Origin of the sequence: Streptomyces gelaticus (genome assembly GCF_014649535.1) — a bacterium.
GTDB lineage: Bacteria > Actinomycetota > Actinomycetes > Streptomycetales > Streptomycetaceae > Streptomyces > Streptomyces gelaticus.
This window is the reverse complement of sequence record NZ_BMTF01000038.1, coordinates 22656-38846: the sequence shown is the minus strand read 5'-3', so window position 1 is coordinate 38846 and position 16191 is coordinate 22656. Positions and strand designations below refer to the sequence as shown.

Here is a 16191-nt window from a genome sequence, read left to right as displayed (position 1 = left end):
GGGACCCTGTGGGAGAGTAGGACGCCGCCGAACTCCTTTTACGGGAAAGCCCCGTGCCCTTGTGGCACGGGGCTTTTCTGCGTTCCGAGCGTCTAGGCTCGAACCATGCGCTACGAACTGGTCATCTTCGACAACGACGGTGTGCTCGTGGACAGCGAGCCGATCTCCAACACCATCCTGGCCGAGTACCTCACGGAGCTCGGCCATCCCACCTCGTACCAGGAGAGTCTTCGCGACTACATGGGGGCCGCAGTGCACCGGGTGCACGATCTCGTCGAGGAAAGGACCGGGGAGAAACTGCCGTCGGACTTCGACGCGACGCTGCACTCACGGATCTTCGCCGGGTTCGAGCAGGAGCTGGAACCGGTGGCCGGGGTCGAGGACGTACTGGGGAAGCTTGTCGCCGAAGGGGTTCCGTACTGTGTGGCCTCTTCCAGCAGCCACGAGCGGATCCGGGTGGGGCATCGCAAGACTGGGCTGGACCAGTGGTTCGAGGAGGAGTGGATCTTCAGCGCGGAGGACGTGGGGCACGGAAAGCCGGCGCCCGATCTGTTCCTGCTCGCCGCCGAGCGGATGGGCGTTGCTCCCGAGCGGTGCGTCGTCATCGAGGACAGCCCGCTCGGAGTGGAGGCGGCCAGGGCCGCGGGGATGGATGTGTACGGGTTTACGTCGATGATGCCGGCGGACCGGCTCGCCGGGGTGATCGGGCATTTCTCCGACATGAGCCAACTCCGGGAATTGCTCGCCTGATCCATCTACCCACGAGTAGTGACTGGCCCTACGCTCGCGGCCATGACAGACGCTCGTTTGCGGCACGGCAGGGCCTCCCTCACGCTGAGCTTCTTCGTACAGGGAGTCACCTTCGCTCTGCTGGTGACGCGTATTCCGGTCATCCAGGACCGGTACGGGATATCCGACGGACTGTTGCCCGTCTTCCTGGCCGCGGTGCCCATCCTGGCCGGGGTGGGCAGTGTGGTCACCGAGAAGGTGGTCGTGCGGGTGCGGCCCGGGGTCGTGCTGAGGTGGGCCCAGCCCGTCGTGATGCTCGCCCTGCTCGGTGCCGGTGCCGGGAACGTGCTGTGGGAAGCGGCTTTGGCGCTGGGCGTGTTCGGGCTTTCCGTCGGGGCGCTCGACGCCTCCATGAACATGATGGGGGTCAGCCTCCAACGGGCGTACGGGCGTTCCATCATGCTCGGGTTCCATGCCGCGTACAGCCTGGGGGGAATCGCCGGGGCGTCCATGGCGTGGGCCGGGGCGCACTGGGACCTCTCGCTGCTGGTCTCCTACCTGCCGGCGGTCGTCGTGCTGTTGCCCGGCGCGTTCATCGGGAGCCGGTGGTACGCCGACGGCGCGTCGGCGGAGGCGGAGCCGGGGGAGACGCAGGGCAAGGGAGCGGTGGCCTCGGTCTCCTTCAAGTTGCTGATGCCGCTCTGTCTGGTGATGAGCTTCGCGTACATCGGTGACTCGACGGTCTCCAACTGGAGCGCCAAGTATCTGCAGGACGTGCTGGGGAGCTCCGAACAGCTGTCGACCGTTCCGTACAACGTCTACATGGTGACGGCGCTGCTGGGGCGGGCTGTCGGGGACTTCGGGGTGCGGCGGTTCGGGGCTGTGGCCGTGGTGCGGGGCGGGAGCGTGCTGGCGGCTGCCGGGTTCGCCGTGGTGGCGGTGGCCGGTGGGGCGTGGACCGGGATGCTCGGGTTCACCATGCTGGGGCTCGGGCTCTGTGTGATCGTGCCGCAGACGTTCGCCGCTGCCGGGCGGATGTTCCCCGGGGCGAGCGATACGGCGGTCGCGCGGCTGAACGTCTTCAACTACGTGGGATTCCTGGTGGGATCGCCGCTGGTGGGGGCGCTCGGGGACGCCTGGAGCTACCGGGGGGCGATGCTCGTACCGATGGTGCTGGTGCTCGCGACGCTGGTGTACGCCAAGTCGTTCGGCGCGGAGTCCGCCCGATACGGTGGCGGGCATGAGCGGCCGCGCACAGTTGATGTGGGATGACGCAGTAACGGGATACGACTTCGGGGAAAGTCATCCGATGGATCCCGTCAGACTCGCCCTGACCATGGGGCTGGTCCGGGCGTTCGGGCTCGACGGTGCGGTGGACGTGGTGGCGGCCAAGCCCGCCGGGGAGTCCACGCTGCGGCTGGTGCACCGGGAGGACTACGTGGCCGCGGTGCGTGCCGCCTCGGCGGATCCCAAACGGGCCGATCAGCGCTACGGGCTCGGGACGGTGGACGATCCGGCGTTCGCGGGGATGCACGAGGTGTCCGCGCTGATCGCCGGTCAGTCCGTGGCGGCGGCCGAGGCGGTGTGGCGTGGGGACACCTCTCACGCCGTGAACTTCACGGGCGGGCTGCACCACGCCATGCCCGGCGGTGCGGCGGGGTTCTGCATCTACAACGACCCGGCGCTCGCCATCGCACGGATGCTGGAGCTGGGCGCCGAGCGGGTCGCGTACATCGATGTGGACGTGCATCACGGGGACGGGGTGCAGGCGGCCTTCTGGGAGGACCCGCGGGTTCTGACCGTTTCGCTGCACGAGCACCCGCGGACGCTCTTCCCGCAGACCGGCTGGCCGGAGGAGACCGGGTCCGGGGCGGGCGCGGGCAGTGCGGTGAATGTGGCGCTGCCGGCCGGTACGGGAGACGCGGGGTGGCTGCGGGCGTTCCATGCGGTGGTGCCGGAACTGCTGGCGGACTTCCGGCCGCAGGTGCTGGTGAGCCAGCACGGGGCCGATACGCACTTCGAGGATCCGCTCGCCCATCTCGCGGTGTCGCTGGACGCGCAGCGCGCGGTGATGTCGGCCTGTCACGATCTCGCCCATGAGTACGTGGAGGGCGGTCGCTGGGTGGCGCTCGGCGGGGGCGGTTACGCGGTGGTCGATGTGGTGCCGCGGTCCTGGACACATCTGGTGGGGATCGCCGCGCATGCGCCGGTGGACCCGGAGTCGGTGATTCCGCCGTCGTGGCGGGACGAGGTCTATGCCCGGACCCGGCAGCTGGGGCCGGCCCGGATGACGGACGGCCGTACTCCCTCCTGGAAGTCGTGGGAAGAGGGGTACGACCCCGCGGACCGGCTGGACCAGGCGGTGCTGGCGACGCGGCGGGCGGCATTCCCGCTGCGGGGGCTGCTGACCTGATCCGGGCGGGGGCGGTCGTGGCGCGGACGTTTGCGTGCGGTGGCGCGTAATGGTTACGCCAACTGTGCGGCGTAACCCGGCTTCCGGCCCTCCGTCCGGGTGATTGGGGGGAGCATCGGTGGTGTGTTGAGCACCGGAGCGCTGCGTGCGCATCTGCTGGCGGCCCGGCTGGCCGGGCCCGTGGCCACCTCGCGGGAAGAGAGTCTGCGGAGCTATCGGCTCTTCGTCGCCAGGGATCCGCGGGTGACGCTCGGCCTCGTCCCCGGACGGGGCTGGAAAGAGCTCGATCTGCTCCGTCTGATGGCCGACAAGTGCGGGGTCTCGGACGATCCCGCTCATGTCTCGGGGCCCGATGTGATCGATCCGGAGCGGACCCTGGCAGGTCTGGACGCTTTCGCCGAGCGGCTGTCGTATGCCGCGGCCCGGCGGGCGCCGGTGTTGTTCGGAACCGGACATCCGCACCGGCTGCTCGGATTCTACGCAGCGCTGGCAGACGCCATGTCGGCGGCCGGCTGCCGTGTACTCACTCCCGCGCAGGGGCGATGTATCGACATAACGACCCGGTTCGGCGTACGCACGTGCAGCCTCGACTACGTACGAGGAGTCGCGATGGTGCGCGAACCCGGCGTGCGGGCTCCCGGTGGTGATACCGGCGCACATACCCATTCCCCGCTACCGGTCAGGGTCGTCCTGGAGGCGGCTTCGGAGGGTCGCGGGCAGTTGCCGGAGTTGGTCGTCGGGGATCACGGCTGGGTCTGCGGGGCAGGTCAGCTGGGCATTGAGGCGATCGGCCTGGCCGATACGGACGATCCCGCACTGTTCGTCGGGGAGGCCGAGGGGCGGGTGGCGGTGGCCGTTCCGCTCGATGACGCCGTGCCGTCCGCGTACTACCGGCCGCTCACGCGCTATGTGCTCAATCGGGCGTTTCTGTCACGGTAGGCGGCCGATCTCCTCACCTCTTCCCCACTCGCATCACCCGCCCCTAACCTGGGGAGTGAGCGCACAACGACGAAGAGTCACCGGAGGGGAAGCCGGTGCGCGTCTCGTGCGGAAGGTACAGGTGGGTCATGGCTGCTGGCAGCGAGAGGCCTCTCAACGAGGTCAAGTTTCTGACCGTGGCGGAAGTCGCCTCGGTCATGAGAGTGTCGAAGATGACCGTGTACCGCTTGGTGCACAGCGGTCATCTGCCGGCGATCCGGGTGGGCAGGTCCTTCCGGGTTCCGGAGCAAGCGGTTCACGAGTATCTCCGCGAGTCCTTTGTGGGGGTGGAGTCCGCCTGAGGTTCACCTCGGATTACGCCCCTCACCCGCTGGCGGGTAGGCTAGGCCGACGTAGGTCGTGTGGGCCCAGACGCCCCGCACCAGTGAAGAAGAAGTGAGCGAGGGTAGTCGTGGGCTCTGTTATCAAGAAGCGGCGCAAGCGGATGGCCAAGAAGAAGCACCGCAAGCTGCTCAAGCGCACGCGCGTTCAGCGTCGCAACAAGAAGTAGGCGAACGCAGTTCGTGAATCCGCAGCCCTCCCGCCGATCCGGTGGGAGGGCTGCGGCGCGTTCTGGGGGCAGCCGCCCGCATTCGGGCCAAAGACTCGGGGGAAGGCCGCCGCGCGGTCATCGCGGGGCAACATCCACCCGCTACGGTGACGGCCAGGGGAAACCTTTCGACGGAAGGCGCTGATCTTGGGGAAGGTCGTGCTGGTCACGGGAGCGGCCCGGCAGCTGGGGGGCCGCTTCGTGCGGCGCATCCAGCGTGATCCGGGCGTGGACCGGGTGATCGCCGTCGACGCGGTCGCGCCCGGACACGGGTTGGGCGACGCGGAGTTCGTGACGGCGGACATCCGTCAGCCCGCCATCGCCAGAGTCCTCGCCGAGCACTCCGTCGACACGGTGGTGCACCTGGACGTCTCGGCCAAGGCGGTCGGCACGGGCGGCCGGACGACGGTCAAGGAGACCAACGTCATCGGCACCATGCAGCTGCTCGGCGCATGTCAGAAGGCGCCGAGCGTGCGGCGGCTGGTGGTCAAGTCCAGTACGAACGTGTACGGCTCGGCGCCGCGCGACCCGGCGGTCTTCACCGAGACCACCCCGCCCAAGTCCCTGCCCAGCGGGGGCTTCGCCAAGGATGTGGTGGAGGTCGAGGGGTACGTACGGGGCTTCGCGCGCCGCAGGCCGGATGTGGCCGTGTGCGTGCTCAGGTTCGCGAACATCCTGGGGCCCCGGGCGGATTCGCCGCTCGCGGACTATCTGTCGCTGCCCGTTCTGCCGACGGTGTTCGGATACGACCCGAGGCTCCAGTTCGTGCACGAGGACGATGTCGTCGACGTACTGGGTGTCGCGTCGGGCGAGCCGGGGCGCGGGACGCTGAACAGCGGCACGTTCAATATCGCGGGGGACGGGGTGCTGCTGCTCTCGCAGTGCTCGCGGCGGCTGGGGCGGCCGACGATGCCGTTGCTGCTGCCCGCGGTCACCTGGGTCGGCCAGGCGCTGCGTACCTTCGCCATGACGGATTTCTCGCCGGAGCAGATCCGGCTGCTCACCCATGGCCGGGTGGTCTCCACCGTGCAGATGCGCGAGACGCTCGGCTTCCACCCCCGGTTCAGCACCGCGGAGACATTCGCGGAGTTCGCGCGCAGTCAGGGGCCCGGACTGCTGCCGCCCGAGGCGGTGGGGCGGGCGGTCGACAGACTGGCCGCCAGGCCGTTCGCCGGGGCGGGCGGCGATGGTCCGGGGATCACCGGGGCCGGCGACACCGAGCCGGCCCCCAGCGCCAGGTAGAGGAGCGCACCGACGATGGCGGATGCCAAGATCATTCCGTTCGACGACGACCGTTCGCGGACGGGTGGTTCAGCACGCCCCGGGCGGCGCCGGGGCCAGGGACCCGCGGCGGCCTCCGTGGTGGGGACCGCGGCCGTGAGCGCCCTTCCCGGGCAGCAGGACGCCTCGGAGCCGCAGGAGGAGCCCGAGCGGGCCTCGCGGCCCCTGGGAGGGGCCGAGGGCGGCGGTTGGGACCGGCGGATCGCCGGCGGGCTGGCGTTCCTGCGGCGGCGGGTCACGGGCGAGTACGACGTCGACGAGTTCGGGTACGACGAGGAGCTGACCGACCAGGTCCTGATGTCGATGCTCCGGCCGGTGTACGAGAAGTACTTCCGGGTCGAGGTGAAGGGCATCGAGAACATCCCCTCCGAGGGCGGCGCGCTGATCGTGTCCAACCATTCGGGGACGCTGCCGCTCGACGGGCTGATGCTCCAGGTCGCCGTGCACGACAACCATCCGGCGGGCCGTCATCTGCGGCTGCTCGCCGCCGATCTCGTCTTCATGCTGCCGGTGGTGAACGAGCTGGCCCGCAAGGCCGGGCACACGCTGGCCTGTTCGGAGGACGCCGAGCGGCTGCTGCGGCGGGGCGAGGTCGTGGGAGTGATGCCGGAGGGCTTCAAGGGCATCGGGAAGCCGTTCGGGGAACGGTACAAGCTCCAGCGCTTCGGACGGGGCGGTTTCGTGTCCACGGCGCTGCAGGCCGGGGTGCCGATCGTGCCGTGCTCGATCGTGGGGGCGGAGGAGATCTACCCGATGATCGGCAACTCGAAGACGCTGGCGCGGTTGCTGGGCGTTCCGTACTTCCCGATCACGCCGACGTTTCCCTGGCTCGGGCCGCTCGGGGCAGTGCCGCTGCCGACGAAGTGGACGATCCAGTTCGGCGAGCCGATCTCCACGGCCGGGTATCCGGTGGAGGCGGCGGAGGATCCGATGCTGATGTTCAATCTGACGGATCAGGTGCGGGAGCAGATCCAGCACACGCTGTACAAGCTGCTGGTGCAGCGGAGGTCGGTGTTCTTCTGAGGGGGCGTTCCCGGCGATCGCCGGACGGGCCTGTTCTGCTCGTCCGGCGATCGAGGCCGTGCTAGCGCCTGTCCAGGTCCTCGCCGTTGATCCCCAGGCCCGGGAGCAGACCGGGGAGGAGCGGCGGGAGGGTGACGTCCGGGGCGGGCGGGGTGCTGACCCGGCCGTCGGTGGACGGGACGGCGCCCGCGGGCGGGGTGTCGAGGAGGCCGTCCGTGCCGCCGCCGATCAGGCCCTCGGGGGAGGCATGGTCCGATCCTGACGGGTGGGGCGAGGCGCTGTCGCCCGTACGGCCGTGTGAGGCTTCCGGCGACGTGGGTGCCGAGGGGGCCGTGCGCGACGGTGCCGTGTCCTGGTCCGCGGTGTCCGACTGTTGTGCGCCGCCGTTGCCGTCCAGGGTGCGGGGGAGCAGCGACTGGAGCGGCTGGACCTCTTCGTCTATGGCGTCGAAGACCGAGCTGACCTGGTCGCCGACGTCCGTCAGCTGTACGGGCAGCCGGTCGCGGAGGCTGCTCCAGGTCTCGCGGTGCGCGCGGGAGAAGGAGTCCAGGGTCTGGATGGGGCCGATTGCGCCGTTCTGCTGGTAGGCGGAGCGGAGCAGGCGGTGGCCCTCGCTGGCGTCGTGCGTCATGCCGTTGAGCGTGCGCCTGACCTCGCCGAGCTGTTCGTGGTCCAGGGCGCCGGAGCGGGCGCGCTCCATCAGCCGGCGGGCCTCGCTGAGTCTGGTCGATGCCTGGTCGAGGTAGACCTCGCCGCGGTCGGCGTCGCCGCTGGCCATGCCGAGGTGGATGTCCTCCATGCCGCGCTTGAGCCCGTACAGCGAATCACCCGGCAGGGCGTCGGAACTGGCAGCGGCCACTCCGCCGAAGGCTCCCGCCGCCACACCGACGGTGAGTCCGCCGGCCGCGAGGCCCTTCGTCCAGCGTGAACGCGGACGCAATTTCCGGAGCGGGGAGGCCCGGTGGGCTCCCTTGGCGCGCTGCTCGGGCACCGTAGGGCCCGCGGACGCACCGCCCTCGGTGAGCATGGCCTCCATGGCGGCGACGAGCTGGGCTCGCTGCACCACTTTGACCTCGGGATCCAATTCCGGCCGCGGTACCTCACCGAGGCCGTTCGCCAGGGCCAACAGCGGTCCGTGGTCGGCCTCTTCGGCCGGTTCCTCGGGCGGTGCGGCCGCCGCACCGCGGAGCGACTGCTCCTCCAGGGCCTGGGCGAAGGCGTTCGCCCGCCGGTGTGCCGAAACGTTTGCGATCACTGGCGGCACCTCCTCTCGTCATGACGGTCGACTCCCCTGGGGGTCCGGAAGGTTGCACACCTTGAGCGCTTCCACACGAATGAGTGAGTGTCAGCGGACATGGGGTGACGACAGGGGGCCTGCAACCGGCACAACGAGGCGCGCGGCACTTGGGTTACGCACGAAGGATGATCGGACCAGTGCGTGTTGGACGGGGTGCGGAGAGTGTCTCTGCCGGGGGCGGGGTCAGCGGGCATCGTCCGGGAGGAGCCGGGCCAGCGTGCGGACGGCGCGGTACTGCAGGGTCTTGATCGCGCCCTCGTTCTTGCCCATGACCCGGGCGGTCTCGGCGACCGAGAGGCCCTGGAGGAAGCGCAGGGTCACGCATTCCTGCTGCTGGGGGTTGAGCCGGCGCACGGCCTGCAGGAGCGCGGCGTTGGAGAGGGACTCCAGGACGGAGTCCTCGGGGCTGCGTTCGACCTCGTTGGCGTCGAGCATTTCGCCGGTGGTCACTTCCAGCCGGAAGCGGCTGGACTTGAAGTGGTCGGCGACCAGGTTGCGGGCGATGGTGACCAGCCAGGCGCCGAAGTCGCGGCCCTGCCAGGTGAAGGTGGAGATGCGGCGCAGGGCGCGCAGGAAGGTCTCGCTCGTGAGATCCTCCGCCGTCGCCTTTCCGCCCACGCGGTAGTAGATGTAGCGGTAGACGGTGTCGCTGTACTGGTCGTAGAGGCGGCCGAAGGCGTCGGCTTCGCCGGCCTGGGCGCGCTCGACGAGATCCATCATGCGCGCGCTGTCGCTGTCGGCGGTCGGCCGACGGACGGTGGACGTGGTCGTTGCGCCGCGGTTGCCGCGTCTTCCGACCGCCGCACTGCGCTCGGCCATGGCGTAGCAAGGGCCGGCAGGTGCAGGGGTGGCAAATGCGGGTACGGCGTACGCGGTGGGGACGAAGCCGCGCAAGCGGTCGGCGACCGTTGCGCGCAGCGTAGCCAGGCCCGAGGCGTCAACCCCGACGTGTGGGTACACGGGACTCCCAGAGGCAGAGCTTCCATCACGTGCAGTGCGAAACCGTCACTCGTCGTAGTGAGTGATGGGTTCCGGAATGCGTCTGAGGAGAATAACGCTTCGTACAGGCAGTGCTACACCCAGTTGCTCAAATCACCGATTACGTCGTTTCCGTAGCGACTAAACGACGCATTAAGTGGCACATCGTGACCGTTTGCTGATCGAATTACTTCTGATCTGTCTGCCGGGGCGACGGGTTGTGGTCGTGTGCGAGCAACGCGACTGGCGGGAGCGGTCGGTGGGTGAGAGGTGCCGATCGGCCGCGGGGGTCCGGGCGTGGCTCGCCCGGTCCCGGAGCGGCCGGTGCCTCAGCGGCGGCGGCGGTGCAGGGCGACGGCGGCCGCGGTGCCGCCCGCGATCGCACCCACGCCGGCCGCGGCCGGGATGCCGACCTTGGCCGCCTTGCGGCCCGTCCGGTAGTCCCGCAGCCGCCAGTCGAGCGCGCGGGCGTGCTTGCGGAGCTTGGCGTCGGGGTTGATCGCGTACGGGTGTCCGACCAGGGACAGCATCGGGATGTCGTTGTGCGAGTCGCTGTACGCCGCGCAGCGGTCGAGGTCCAGGCCCTCGGCGGCGGCCAGGGCGCGGACCGCCTCGGCCTTCGCGGGGCCGTGCAGCGGCTCGCCGACCAGGCGGCCGGTGTAGACGCCGCCGACGGATTCGGCGACCGTGCCGAGCGCGCCGGTCAGGCCGAGCCGGCGGGCGATGATCGTGGCGGTCTCCACCGGGGCGGCGGTGACCAGCCAGACGCGCTGCCCGGCGTCGAGGTGGGCCTGGGCGAGGGCACGGGTGCCGGGCCAGATGCGGTCGGCCATGTACTCGTCGTAGATCTCCTCGCCGATGGACATCAGCTCCGAGACGCGGTGGCCCTTGACGATGGACAGGGCGCTGTCGCGGGCGTCCTGCATGTGCTCCGGGTCCTCGACGCCCGCCAGCCTGAACCAGGCCTGCTGCCAGGCGAACCGGGTCAGCTCGCGGCGCTGGAAGAACTTCCGCTTGTACAGGCCGCGGCCGAAGTGGAAGATCGCCGCGCCCTGCATGACGGTGTTGTCCAGGTCGAAGAAGGCGGCGGCCCGGTCGTCGCCGACGACGGGGAAGGGTGCTTCCCCGGCTTCCGCCTTCGCGGCGGCGTCCTGCTCGGTGCCGGGGGACTGATCGTCGGGGAGGGTGGACTTCCGTGCTGCCTCAGCTGCTGCCTCGCCGGCCAGCACGCTCCGTGCTGTCGAGGGGCGCCTACGGGGTGTGAGCCATCCAAGAGCGGCCATGCCGTGAGCATAGCCAGTCGGTCGCGCCCTTCCCGACCTGCTGGGATGCGTCGGCATGAACTCTCGGCCGGCGATTTGTTGAACGGGTGATTCCGGGCGTACGGGACGGAGGGCGGAGCAGCTTCTCCCGCGGCGCAGAATGGAGGCATGAGCGCCCTGTTGCGACGTATGAAGAAGAAGCCCGCGGAACGCGTGGTGACCCTGGTGGGCAAGCCCGGGTGTCACCTCTGTGACGACGCCAGGCAGGTGGTGCGGGAGGTGTGCGAGGAGACGGGCGCGTCCTGGGAGGAGAAGGACATCACCCGGGACGAGGAGCTGTACCGGGAGTACTGGGAGCAGATCCCGGTGGTGCTGATCGACGACGAGCAGCACACGTTCTGGCGGGTGGACCCGGAGAGGCTGCGCCGGGCACTGCGTTCATGAGCGAAAGCCGGTTACCATCATGGGCGTTTTGAGTGCTCTCGGGGGAGTGGTTGTGAGGAGTGTGTGCCGCTTTGCCCCCTTCGGGCCTGCAACGGGCTGATGCGATCCTTGGTTCCGGGATCGCGCGACGAATGTGCGTGACCCCGGTCACTTTGACCGGACAAAACGGACACAATCTTTGTGCACGTGTTCACAAAGGCATAGCCTGCAGTCGACGGGGCGGTCTTGGGAAATACGGCCGCCTGCAGCCCCGCTCATCCCGCAGGAGCACCGTGGCAACTGGCCGAACTCACCGACCGGCGACCCGTAGCCGAGGAATTCCCGAGGCCACCGTCGCCCGACTTCCGCTGTACCTGCGCGCACTGACCGCGCTCTCCGAGCGCTCGGTACCCACGGTCTCGTCCGAGGAGCTCGCGTCGGCGGCGGGGGTCAATTCCGCCAAGCTGCGCAAGGACTTCAGCTACCTCGGCTCGTACGGGACACGTGGTGTCGGGTACGACGTCGAGTATCTCGTGTACCAGATCTCCCGCGAACTCGGGCTCACCCAGGACTGGCCGGTCGTGATCGTCGGTATCGGTAACCTCGGCGCCGCGCTCGCCAACTACGGCGGCTTCGCCTCCCGTGGTTTCCGGGTCGCCGCGCTGATCGACGCCGACCCCGCGATGGCCGGTACGCCGGTCGCCGGGATCCCCGTCCAGCACGCCGACGAACTGGAGCAGATCGTCGGCGACAACGGCGTGTCGATCGGCGTCATCTCGACCCCGGCCGGTGCCGCACAGCAGGTCTGCGACCGGCTCGTCGCCGCGGGCGTCACCTCCATCCTGAACTTCGCGCCGACCGTGCTGTCGGTGCCCGACGGTGTGGACGTCCGCAAGGTCGACCTCTCCATCGAGCTCCAGATCCTCGCCTTCCACGAGCAGCGCAAGTCCGGCGACGAGACCGCCGAGAGCAGCCCGGATCCGGCCGCACCCCCGGTGCGCTCGGCCGCCGGCAGCCGGAAGGGACCTGACGGGGACATGCCCGCCGTGATGCCGGCATGAGTCTTCTCGTCGTAGGGCTGAGCCACCGCAGCGCCCCGGTCTCCGTACTGGAGCGGGCCTCGTTGGCTGCAGAGACACAGGCCAAGCTGCTCCAGGACACCCTCGCCGCGGAGCCCGCGGTCGAGGCCGCCGTCCTGGCCACCTGCAACCGCATCGAGCTGTACGCCGACGTGGACAAGTTCCACGCGGGCGTCGCCGAGCTGTCCACGCTCCTCGCCCAGCACAGCGGCGTCGGTCTGGACGAGCTCACTCCGTATCTCTATGTGCACTACGAGGACCGGGCCGTCCACCACCTCTTCTCGGTGGCGTGCGGGCTGGACTCGATGGTCGTGGGCGAGGGTCAGATCCTCGGCCAGATCAAGGACGCGCTGGCGCTGGGGCAGGAACTCCACACCGCGGGCCGGCTGCTGAACGACTTGTTCCAGCAGGCCCTGCGGGTCGGCAAGCGGGCCCACAGCGAGACCGGGATCGACCGGGCCGGGCAGTCGCTCGTCACCTTCGGTCTGGAGCAGCTCGCGGCCGGCGCGGACGTCGCCGACTGGGCCGCGGGCAAGCGCGCGCTGGTGATCGGCGCGGGTTCGATGTCCTCGCTCGCCGCCGCCACCCTGGCCCGCACCGGTGTGGCCGAGATCGTCGTCGCCAACCGGACCCGGGCCCGTGCCGACCGGCTCGTCGAGATCCTGGCCCAGCCCGGGGGCACGGGCGTGGCCGCCCGAGCCGTGGAGATGGCCGAGGTCTGCGACGAACTGACACGTGCCGACGTCGTCGTCTCGTGCACCGGCGCGACCGGTCTCGTGCTGACCGCCGAGGCCGTCGCCGGGGCGCTCGGCCTGGACGTCGACGACGCCGAGACGCCCGTCGCCGAGCCCGCGGTGCCCGCCCCCGCCGACACCGACCGGCACGCCGCCTGGGTCGAGAACGGCAGCGCCGGAACGGTCCGCCAGGCCGTCCGCCGGGCCACCGTGCCCGCGCAGGGCACCGGCCCCGTGCGCCTGGCGCTGCTCGACCTCGCCATGCCGCGCGACATCGACGGCGGGGCGGCCCGGCTCGACGGTGTGCGCCTCGTCGACATCGAGTCGCTCGCCGAGGCTTCGGCGGACGCCCCGATGGCCGCCGACGTGGACCAGGTGCGCACCATCGTCTCCGACGAGGTCGCCGCCTTCGGCGCCGCCCAGCGCGCCGCCCACATCACCCCGACCGTCGTCGCGCTGCGCACGATGGCCGCCGGAGTGGTCGCGGGCGAGATCGCGCGGCTCGACGGACGCCTCCCCGACCTGGACGAGAAGCAGCGCGCCGAGATCTCGCAGACCGTGCGCCGCGTCGTCGACAAGCTCCTGCACGCGCCCACCGTGCGGGTCAAGCAGCTCGCCAGCGAGCCCGGCGGCGCCGGGTACGCCGATGCGCTGCGGGAACTCTTCGACCTCGACCCGCAGACGGTCGCAGCCGTCTCCCGGGCAGACCTGAACGACCCGAATCGAGGGCGGTCATGACCGACAACTCACCCCTGGGCGCGGGGGCCGACAAGCCGCTGAGGCTGGGCACCCGGCGCAGCAAGCTCGCCATGGCGCAGTCCGGCCACGTCGCCGACGCGGTCAGCGAGGTGACCGGGCGCGCCGTCGAGCTCGTCGAGATCACCACGTACGGCGACACCTCGCGGGAGCACCTCTCGCAGATCGGCGGCACCGGTGTGTTCGTCGCAGCGCTGCGCGACGCTTTGCTGCGGGGCGAGGTGGACTTCGCCGTCCACTCGCTCAAGGACCTGCCGACCGCGCAGCCCGAGGGCCTCGTGCTGGCCGCGGTGCCGGTGCGCGAGGACCCGCGCGACGTGCTGGTGGCGCGGGACGGACTGACCTTCGAGCAGCTGCCGTCCGGCGCCCGCATAGGCACCGGCTCGCCGCGCCGCATGGCGCAGCTCAACGCGTACGCCCGTAACCACGGCCTCGACATAGAGACCGTGGCGATCCGGGGGAACGTCGATACGCGTATCGGATTTGTCCGGAGCGGTGAGCTGGACGCGGTGGTACTCGCCGCGGCCGGGCTCAGCCGCCTCGGCCGGACCGGTGAGGCGACCGACTTCCTGTCGGTCGACACCGTCCTGCCCGCTCCCGGCCAGGGAGCACTGGCGATCGAGTGCGCTGCGAGCAGCGCCGACCTCGCCGCCGCGCTCGCCGAGCTCGACGACCCGTACACCCGGGTCGCCGTGACCGCCGAGCGTGCCCTGCTCGCCGCCCTGGAGGCCGGTTGCTCCGCACCTGTGGGTGCACTGGCCGACCTCCTGGTCGACGGACAGGCTGTCAACGAACTGCGTCTGCGCGGTGTCGTCGGTTCCACCGACGGTTCCTCGCTGGTGCAGCTGTCCACCACCGGTCCCGTCCCCACGTCGCAGGACGACGCGGCGGCCCTCGGTCGCGAGCTCGCGGCCGAGATGCTCGCCAAGGGTGCGGCCGGTCTTATGGGGGAGCGAGCACTTTGAGCCCCACCGGCCCCGCCGCATCCGACTTTCCGGCCCTGTCCGCACAAGGGCACGTCACCTTCCTCGGCGCCGGTCCCGGCGACCCGGGACTGCTGACGCTGCGCGCCGTCGAGGCGCTTGCGAGCGCGGACGTCCTTGTCGCCGAGCCGGACGTTCTCGGCGTCGTTCGCTGCCATGCGCGCGCAAGCGTAAGCACACCTGAGCTGACGGTTGTTGACGCGCAGTCAGCAGCCGCCGGTGTTCCCGTTCTCAGGGATGCGGTCAATCTTGTCATGGAGGCGGTGAGGGGCGGCAGGCGGGTCGTCCGTGCCGTCGCCGGTGACCCGGGACTGGACGGCGACGCCGGTGCCGAGATGCTCGCCTGCGCCGCCGCCGGCATCCCCTTCGAGGTCGTGCCGGGTGTCGCCAATGCCGTGGGTGTGCCCGCGTACGCCGGTGTGCCGCTCCGTGACGAGCAGGGCGCGGACGTCAGGTTCGTGGACGCCCGTACCGCCTCCGACCGCTGCTGGAGCGAGGTCGGCGCGAGCGATGCCACGGCTGTCGTGTCGACGACGCTCGACGCGGTGGCCGCGGCCGCCGGCGAGCTGGTCTCGGCGGGCCGCAAGCCCGACACTCCGCTGACCGTGACGGTCGCCGGTACGACGACCCGCCAGCGCACCTGGACGGCGACCCTCGGGACGATCGCCCAGGTCCTGAAGCAGGCGAAGGTCCTGCCGTCGCCGGAGGGGCACCGGCCCGTCATAGCCGTGGTCGGTGAGCGCAACTCCGCCGCCCAGCGCGACCAGCTCGCGTGGTTCGAGTCCAAGCCGCTGTTCGGCTGGAAGGTGCTCGTGCCGCGTACGAAGGAGCAGTCCGCGTCGCTCTCCGACCAGCTTCGTTCCTACGGTGCCGTGCCGCACGAGGTCCCGACGATCGCCGTCGAGCCGCCCCGTACGCCGCAGCAGATGGAGCGCGCGGTCAAGGGCCTGGTCACGGGCCGCTACGAGTGGATCGCCTTCACCAGCGTCAATGCCGTGAAGGCCGTCCGGGAGAAGTTCGAGGAGTACGGGCTCGACGCCCGTGCCTTCGCCGGGATCAAGGTCGCTGCCGTCGGCGAGCAGACCGCCGCCGCGCTCGTCGACTTCGGTGTGAAGCCGGACCTGGTGCCGTCCGGTGAGCAGTCCGCCGCCGGTCTGCTGGAGGACTGGCCGCCGTACGACCCGGTCTTCGACCCGATCGACCGGGTCTTCCTGCCGCGCGCCGACATCGCCACCGAGACGCTGGTGGCCGGGCTCATCGAGCTGGGCTGGGAGGTCGACGACGTCACTGCGTACCGCACGGTCCGCGCCTCGCCGCCGCCCGCCGACACGCGTGAGGCGATCAAGGGCGGCGGCTTCGACGCGGTGCTCTTCACCTCGTCGTCGACCGTGCGGAACCTGGTCGGCATCGCGGGCAAGCCGCACAACGTGACCGTCATCGCGTGCATCGGCCCGGCGACGGCGAAGACCGCCGAGGAGCACGGACTGCGCGTCGACGTCCTCTCCCCGGAGCCGTCGGTGCACAAGCTGGCCGAGGCACTGGCGGAGTTCGGCGCCCGGCGCCGGGAGGCGGCGAAGGAGGCCGGCGATCCGGTGACGCGGCCGAGCGAGCGGCGTCCCGGTGCGCGGCGGCGTCGTACGACGACCTGACCGGCCCGTCGGGAGTGTTCAGGGGTCCGGCCGCTTCGGCGGTCGGACCCCTGCCC

16 protein-coding genes are annotated in these 16191 nt (G+C 70.5%); 13 read left to right on the top strand and 3 right to left on the bottom strand.

Annotated elements, in window-relative coordinates; translation table 11 throughout:
* Positions 1–105 precede the first annotated feature (105 nt).
* The 8 genes from IE107_RS32460 to IE107_RS32425 all read left to right on the top strand — a co-directional run bounded on the left by IE107_RS32460 (position 106) and on the right by IE107_RS32425 (position 6974).
* Complete coding sequence (locus IE107_RS32460) at positions 106–750, top strand: HAD family hydrolase (RefSeq protein WP_189547942.1); 645 nt, start codon at positions 106–108, stop codon at positions 748–750.
* A gap of 42 nt (positions 751–792) precedes the next feature.
* Positions 793–2001, top strand: coding sequence for an MFS transporter (locus IE107_RS32455; RefSeq protein ID WP_189547941.1), 1209 nt, complete (start codon positions 793–795; stop codon positions 1999–2001).
* Positions 1970–3142, top strand: coding sequence for an acetoin utilization protein AcuC (locus tag IE107_RS32450; protein ID WP_189547940.1), 1173 nt, complete (start codon positions 1970–1972; stop codon positions 3140–3142). The genes IE107_RS32455 and IE107_RS32450 overlap by 32 nt, the downstream gene beginning before the upstream one ends.
* A 123-nt stretch (positions 3143–3265) precedes the next feature.
* Positions 3266–4081, top strand: a complete 816-nt coding sequence (locus IE107_RS32445; protein ID WP_189547939.1) for a phosphatase — start codon at positions 3266–3268, stop codon at positions 4079–4081.
* Between the two features lie 128 nt (positions 4082–4209).
* Positions 4210–4422, top strand: a complete 213-nt coding sequence (locus IE107_RS32440) for a helix-turn-helix domain-containing protein (RefSeq protein WP_014046653.1) — start codon at positions 4210–4212, stop codon at positions 4420–4422.
* Positions 4423–4532: 110 nt separating this feature from the next.
* A complete protein-coding gene (locus IE107_RS32435) occupies positions 4533–4631 on the top strand; it encodes a 30S ribosomal protein bS22 (RefSeq protein WP_003948845.1) in 99 nt (32 codons plus the stop codon).
* A gap of 186 nt (positions 4632–4817) precedes the next feature.
* Complete coding sequence (locus IE107_RS32430; RefSeq protein ID WP_189547938.1) at positions 4818–5912, top strand: NAD-dependent epimerase/dehydratase family protein; 1095 nt, start codon at positions 4818–4820, stop codon at positions 5910–5912.
* 15 nt (positions 5913–5927) lie between these two features.
* Entirely contained in the window at positions 5928–6974 is a 1047-nt protein-coding gene (locus IE107_RS32425) for a lysophospholipid acyltransferase family protein (protein WP_189547937.1), read from the top strand.
* A gap of 61 nt (positions 6975–7035) precedes the next feature.
* On the opposite strand, the gene IE107_RS32420 is transcribed toward IE107_RS32425, so the two are convergent.
* The 3 genes from IE107_RS32420 to IE107_RS32410 all read right to left on the bottom strand — a co-directional run bounded on the left by IE107_RS32420 (position 7036) and on the right by IE107_RS32410 (position 10532).
* Positions 7036–8229, bottom strand: a complete 1194-nt coding sequence (locus IE107_RS32420) for a DUF5667 domain-containing protein (RefSeq protein ID WP_189547936.1) — start codon at positions 8227–8229, stop codon at positions 7036–7038.
* Between the two features lie 225 nt (positions 8230–8454).
* Positions 8455–9231: an ECF subfamily RNA polymerase sigma factor, BldN family gene (locus IE107_RS32415; protein ID WP_189547935.1), complete on the bottom strand. Its 777-nt coding sequence runs from the start codon at positions 9229–9231 to the stop codon at positions 8455–8457.
* A 347-nt stretch (positions 9232–9578) separates the two neighbouring features.
* Positions 9579–10532 (bottom strand): HAD family hydrolase, encoded by a 954-nt coding sequence (locus IE107_RS32410; RefSeq protein ID WP_189547934.1) that lies wholly within the window; start codon positions 10530–10532, stop codon positions 9579–9581.
* Between the two features lie 147 nt (positions 10533–10679).
* Here IE107_RS32410 and IE107_RS32405 point away from each other — a divergent pair, with 147 nt between their 5' ends.
* From IE107_RS32405 to IE107_RS32385, 5 genes are all read left to right on the top strand, one after another.
* The gene (locus IE107_RS32405; protein WP_189547933.1) at positions 10680–10955 is read left to right on the top strand and encodes a glutaredoxin family protein; all 276 of its coding nucleotides are present in this window, start codon (positions 10680–10682) and stop codon (positions 10953–10955) included.
* 272 nt (positions 10956–11227) lie between these two features.
* Positions 11228–11995, top strand: coding sequence for a redox-sensing transcriptional repressor Rex (locus IE107_RS32400; protein WP_189547932.1), 768 nt, complete (start codon positions 11228–11230; stop codon positions 11993–11995).
* Complete coding sequence (locus IE107_RS32395; RefSeq protein WP_189547931.1) at positions 11992–13485, top strand: glutamyl-tRNA reductase; 1494 nt, start codon at positions 11992–11994, stop codon at positions 13483–13485. Before IE107_RS32400 ends, IE107_RS32395 begins: the two co-directional genes overlap by 4 nt.
* A complete protein-coding gene (gene hemC / locus IE107_RS32390) occupies positions 13482–14468 on the top strand; it encodes a hydroxymethylbilane synthase (protein ID WP_189547930.1) in 987 nt (328 codons plus the stop codon). The genes IE107_RS32395 and hemC overlap by 4 nt, the downstream gene beginning before the upstream one ends.
* Complete coding sequence (locus IE107_RS32385) at positions 14465–16135, top strand: bifunctional uroporphyrinogen-III C-methyltransferase/uroporphyrinogen-III synthase (protein WP_189547929.1); 1671 nt, start codon at positions 14465–14467, stop codon at positions 16133–16135. The genes hemC and IE107_RS32385 overlap by 4 nt, the downstream gene beginning before the upstream one ends.
* The last annotated feature ends 56 nt before the right edge of the window (positions 16136–16191 follow it).

Coding starts and splice junctions, on each gene's coding strand:
- IE107_RS32460 (WP_189547942.1), top strand. CDS start 106: ATGCGCTACGAACTGGTCATCTTCGACAACGACGGTGTGCTCGTGGAC.
- IE107_RS32455 (WP_189547941.1), top strand. CDS start 793: ATGACAGACGCTCGTTTGCGGCACGGCAGGGCCTCCCTCACGCTGAGC.
- IE107_RS32450 (WP_189547940.1), top strand. CDS start 1,970: ATGAGCGGCCGCGCACAGTTGATGTGGGATGACGCAGTAACGGGATAC.
- IE107_RS32440 (WP_014046653.1), top strand. CDS start 4,210: ATGGCTGCTGGCAGCGAGAGGCCTCTCAACGAGGTCAAGTTTCTGACC.
- IE107_RS32425 (WP_189547937.1), top strand. CDS start 5,928: ATGGCGGATGCCAAGATCATTCCGTTCGACGACGACCGTTCGCGGACG.
- IE107_RS32410 (WP_189547934.1), bottom strand. CDS start 10,532: ATGGCCGCTCTTGGATGGCTCACACCCCGTAGGCGCCCCTCGACAGCA.
- IE107_RS32405 (WP_189547933.1), top strand. CDS start 10,680: ATGAGCGCCCTGTTGCGACGTATGAAGAAGAAGCCCGCGGAACGCGTG.
- IE107_RS32395 (WP_189547931.1), top strand. CDS start 11,992: ATGAGTCTTCTCGTCGTAGGGCTGAGCCACCGCAGCGCCCCGGTCTCC.
- hemC (WP_189547930.1), top strand. CDS start 13,482: ATGACCGACAACTCACCCCTGGGCGCGGGGGCCGACAAGCCGCTGAGG.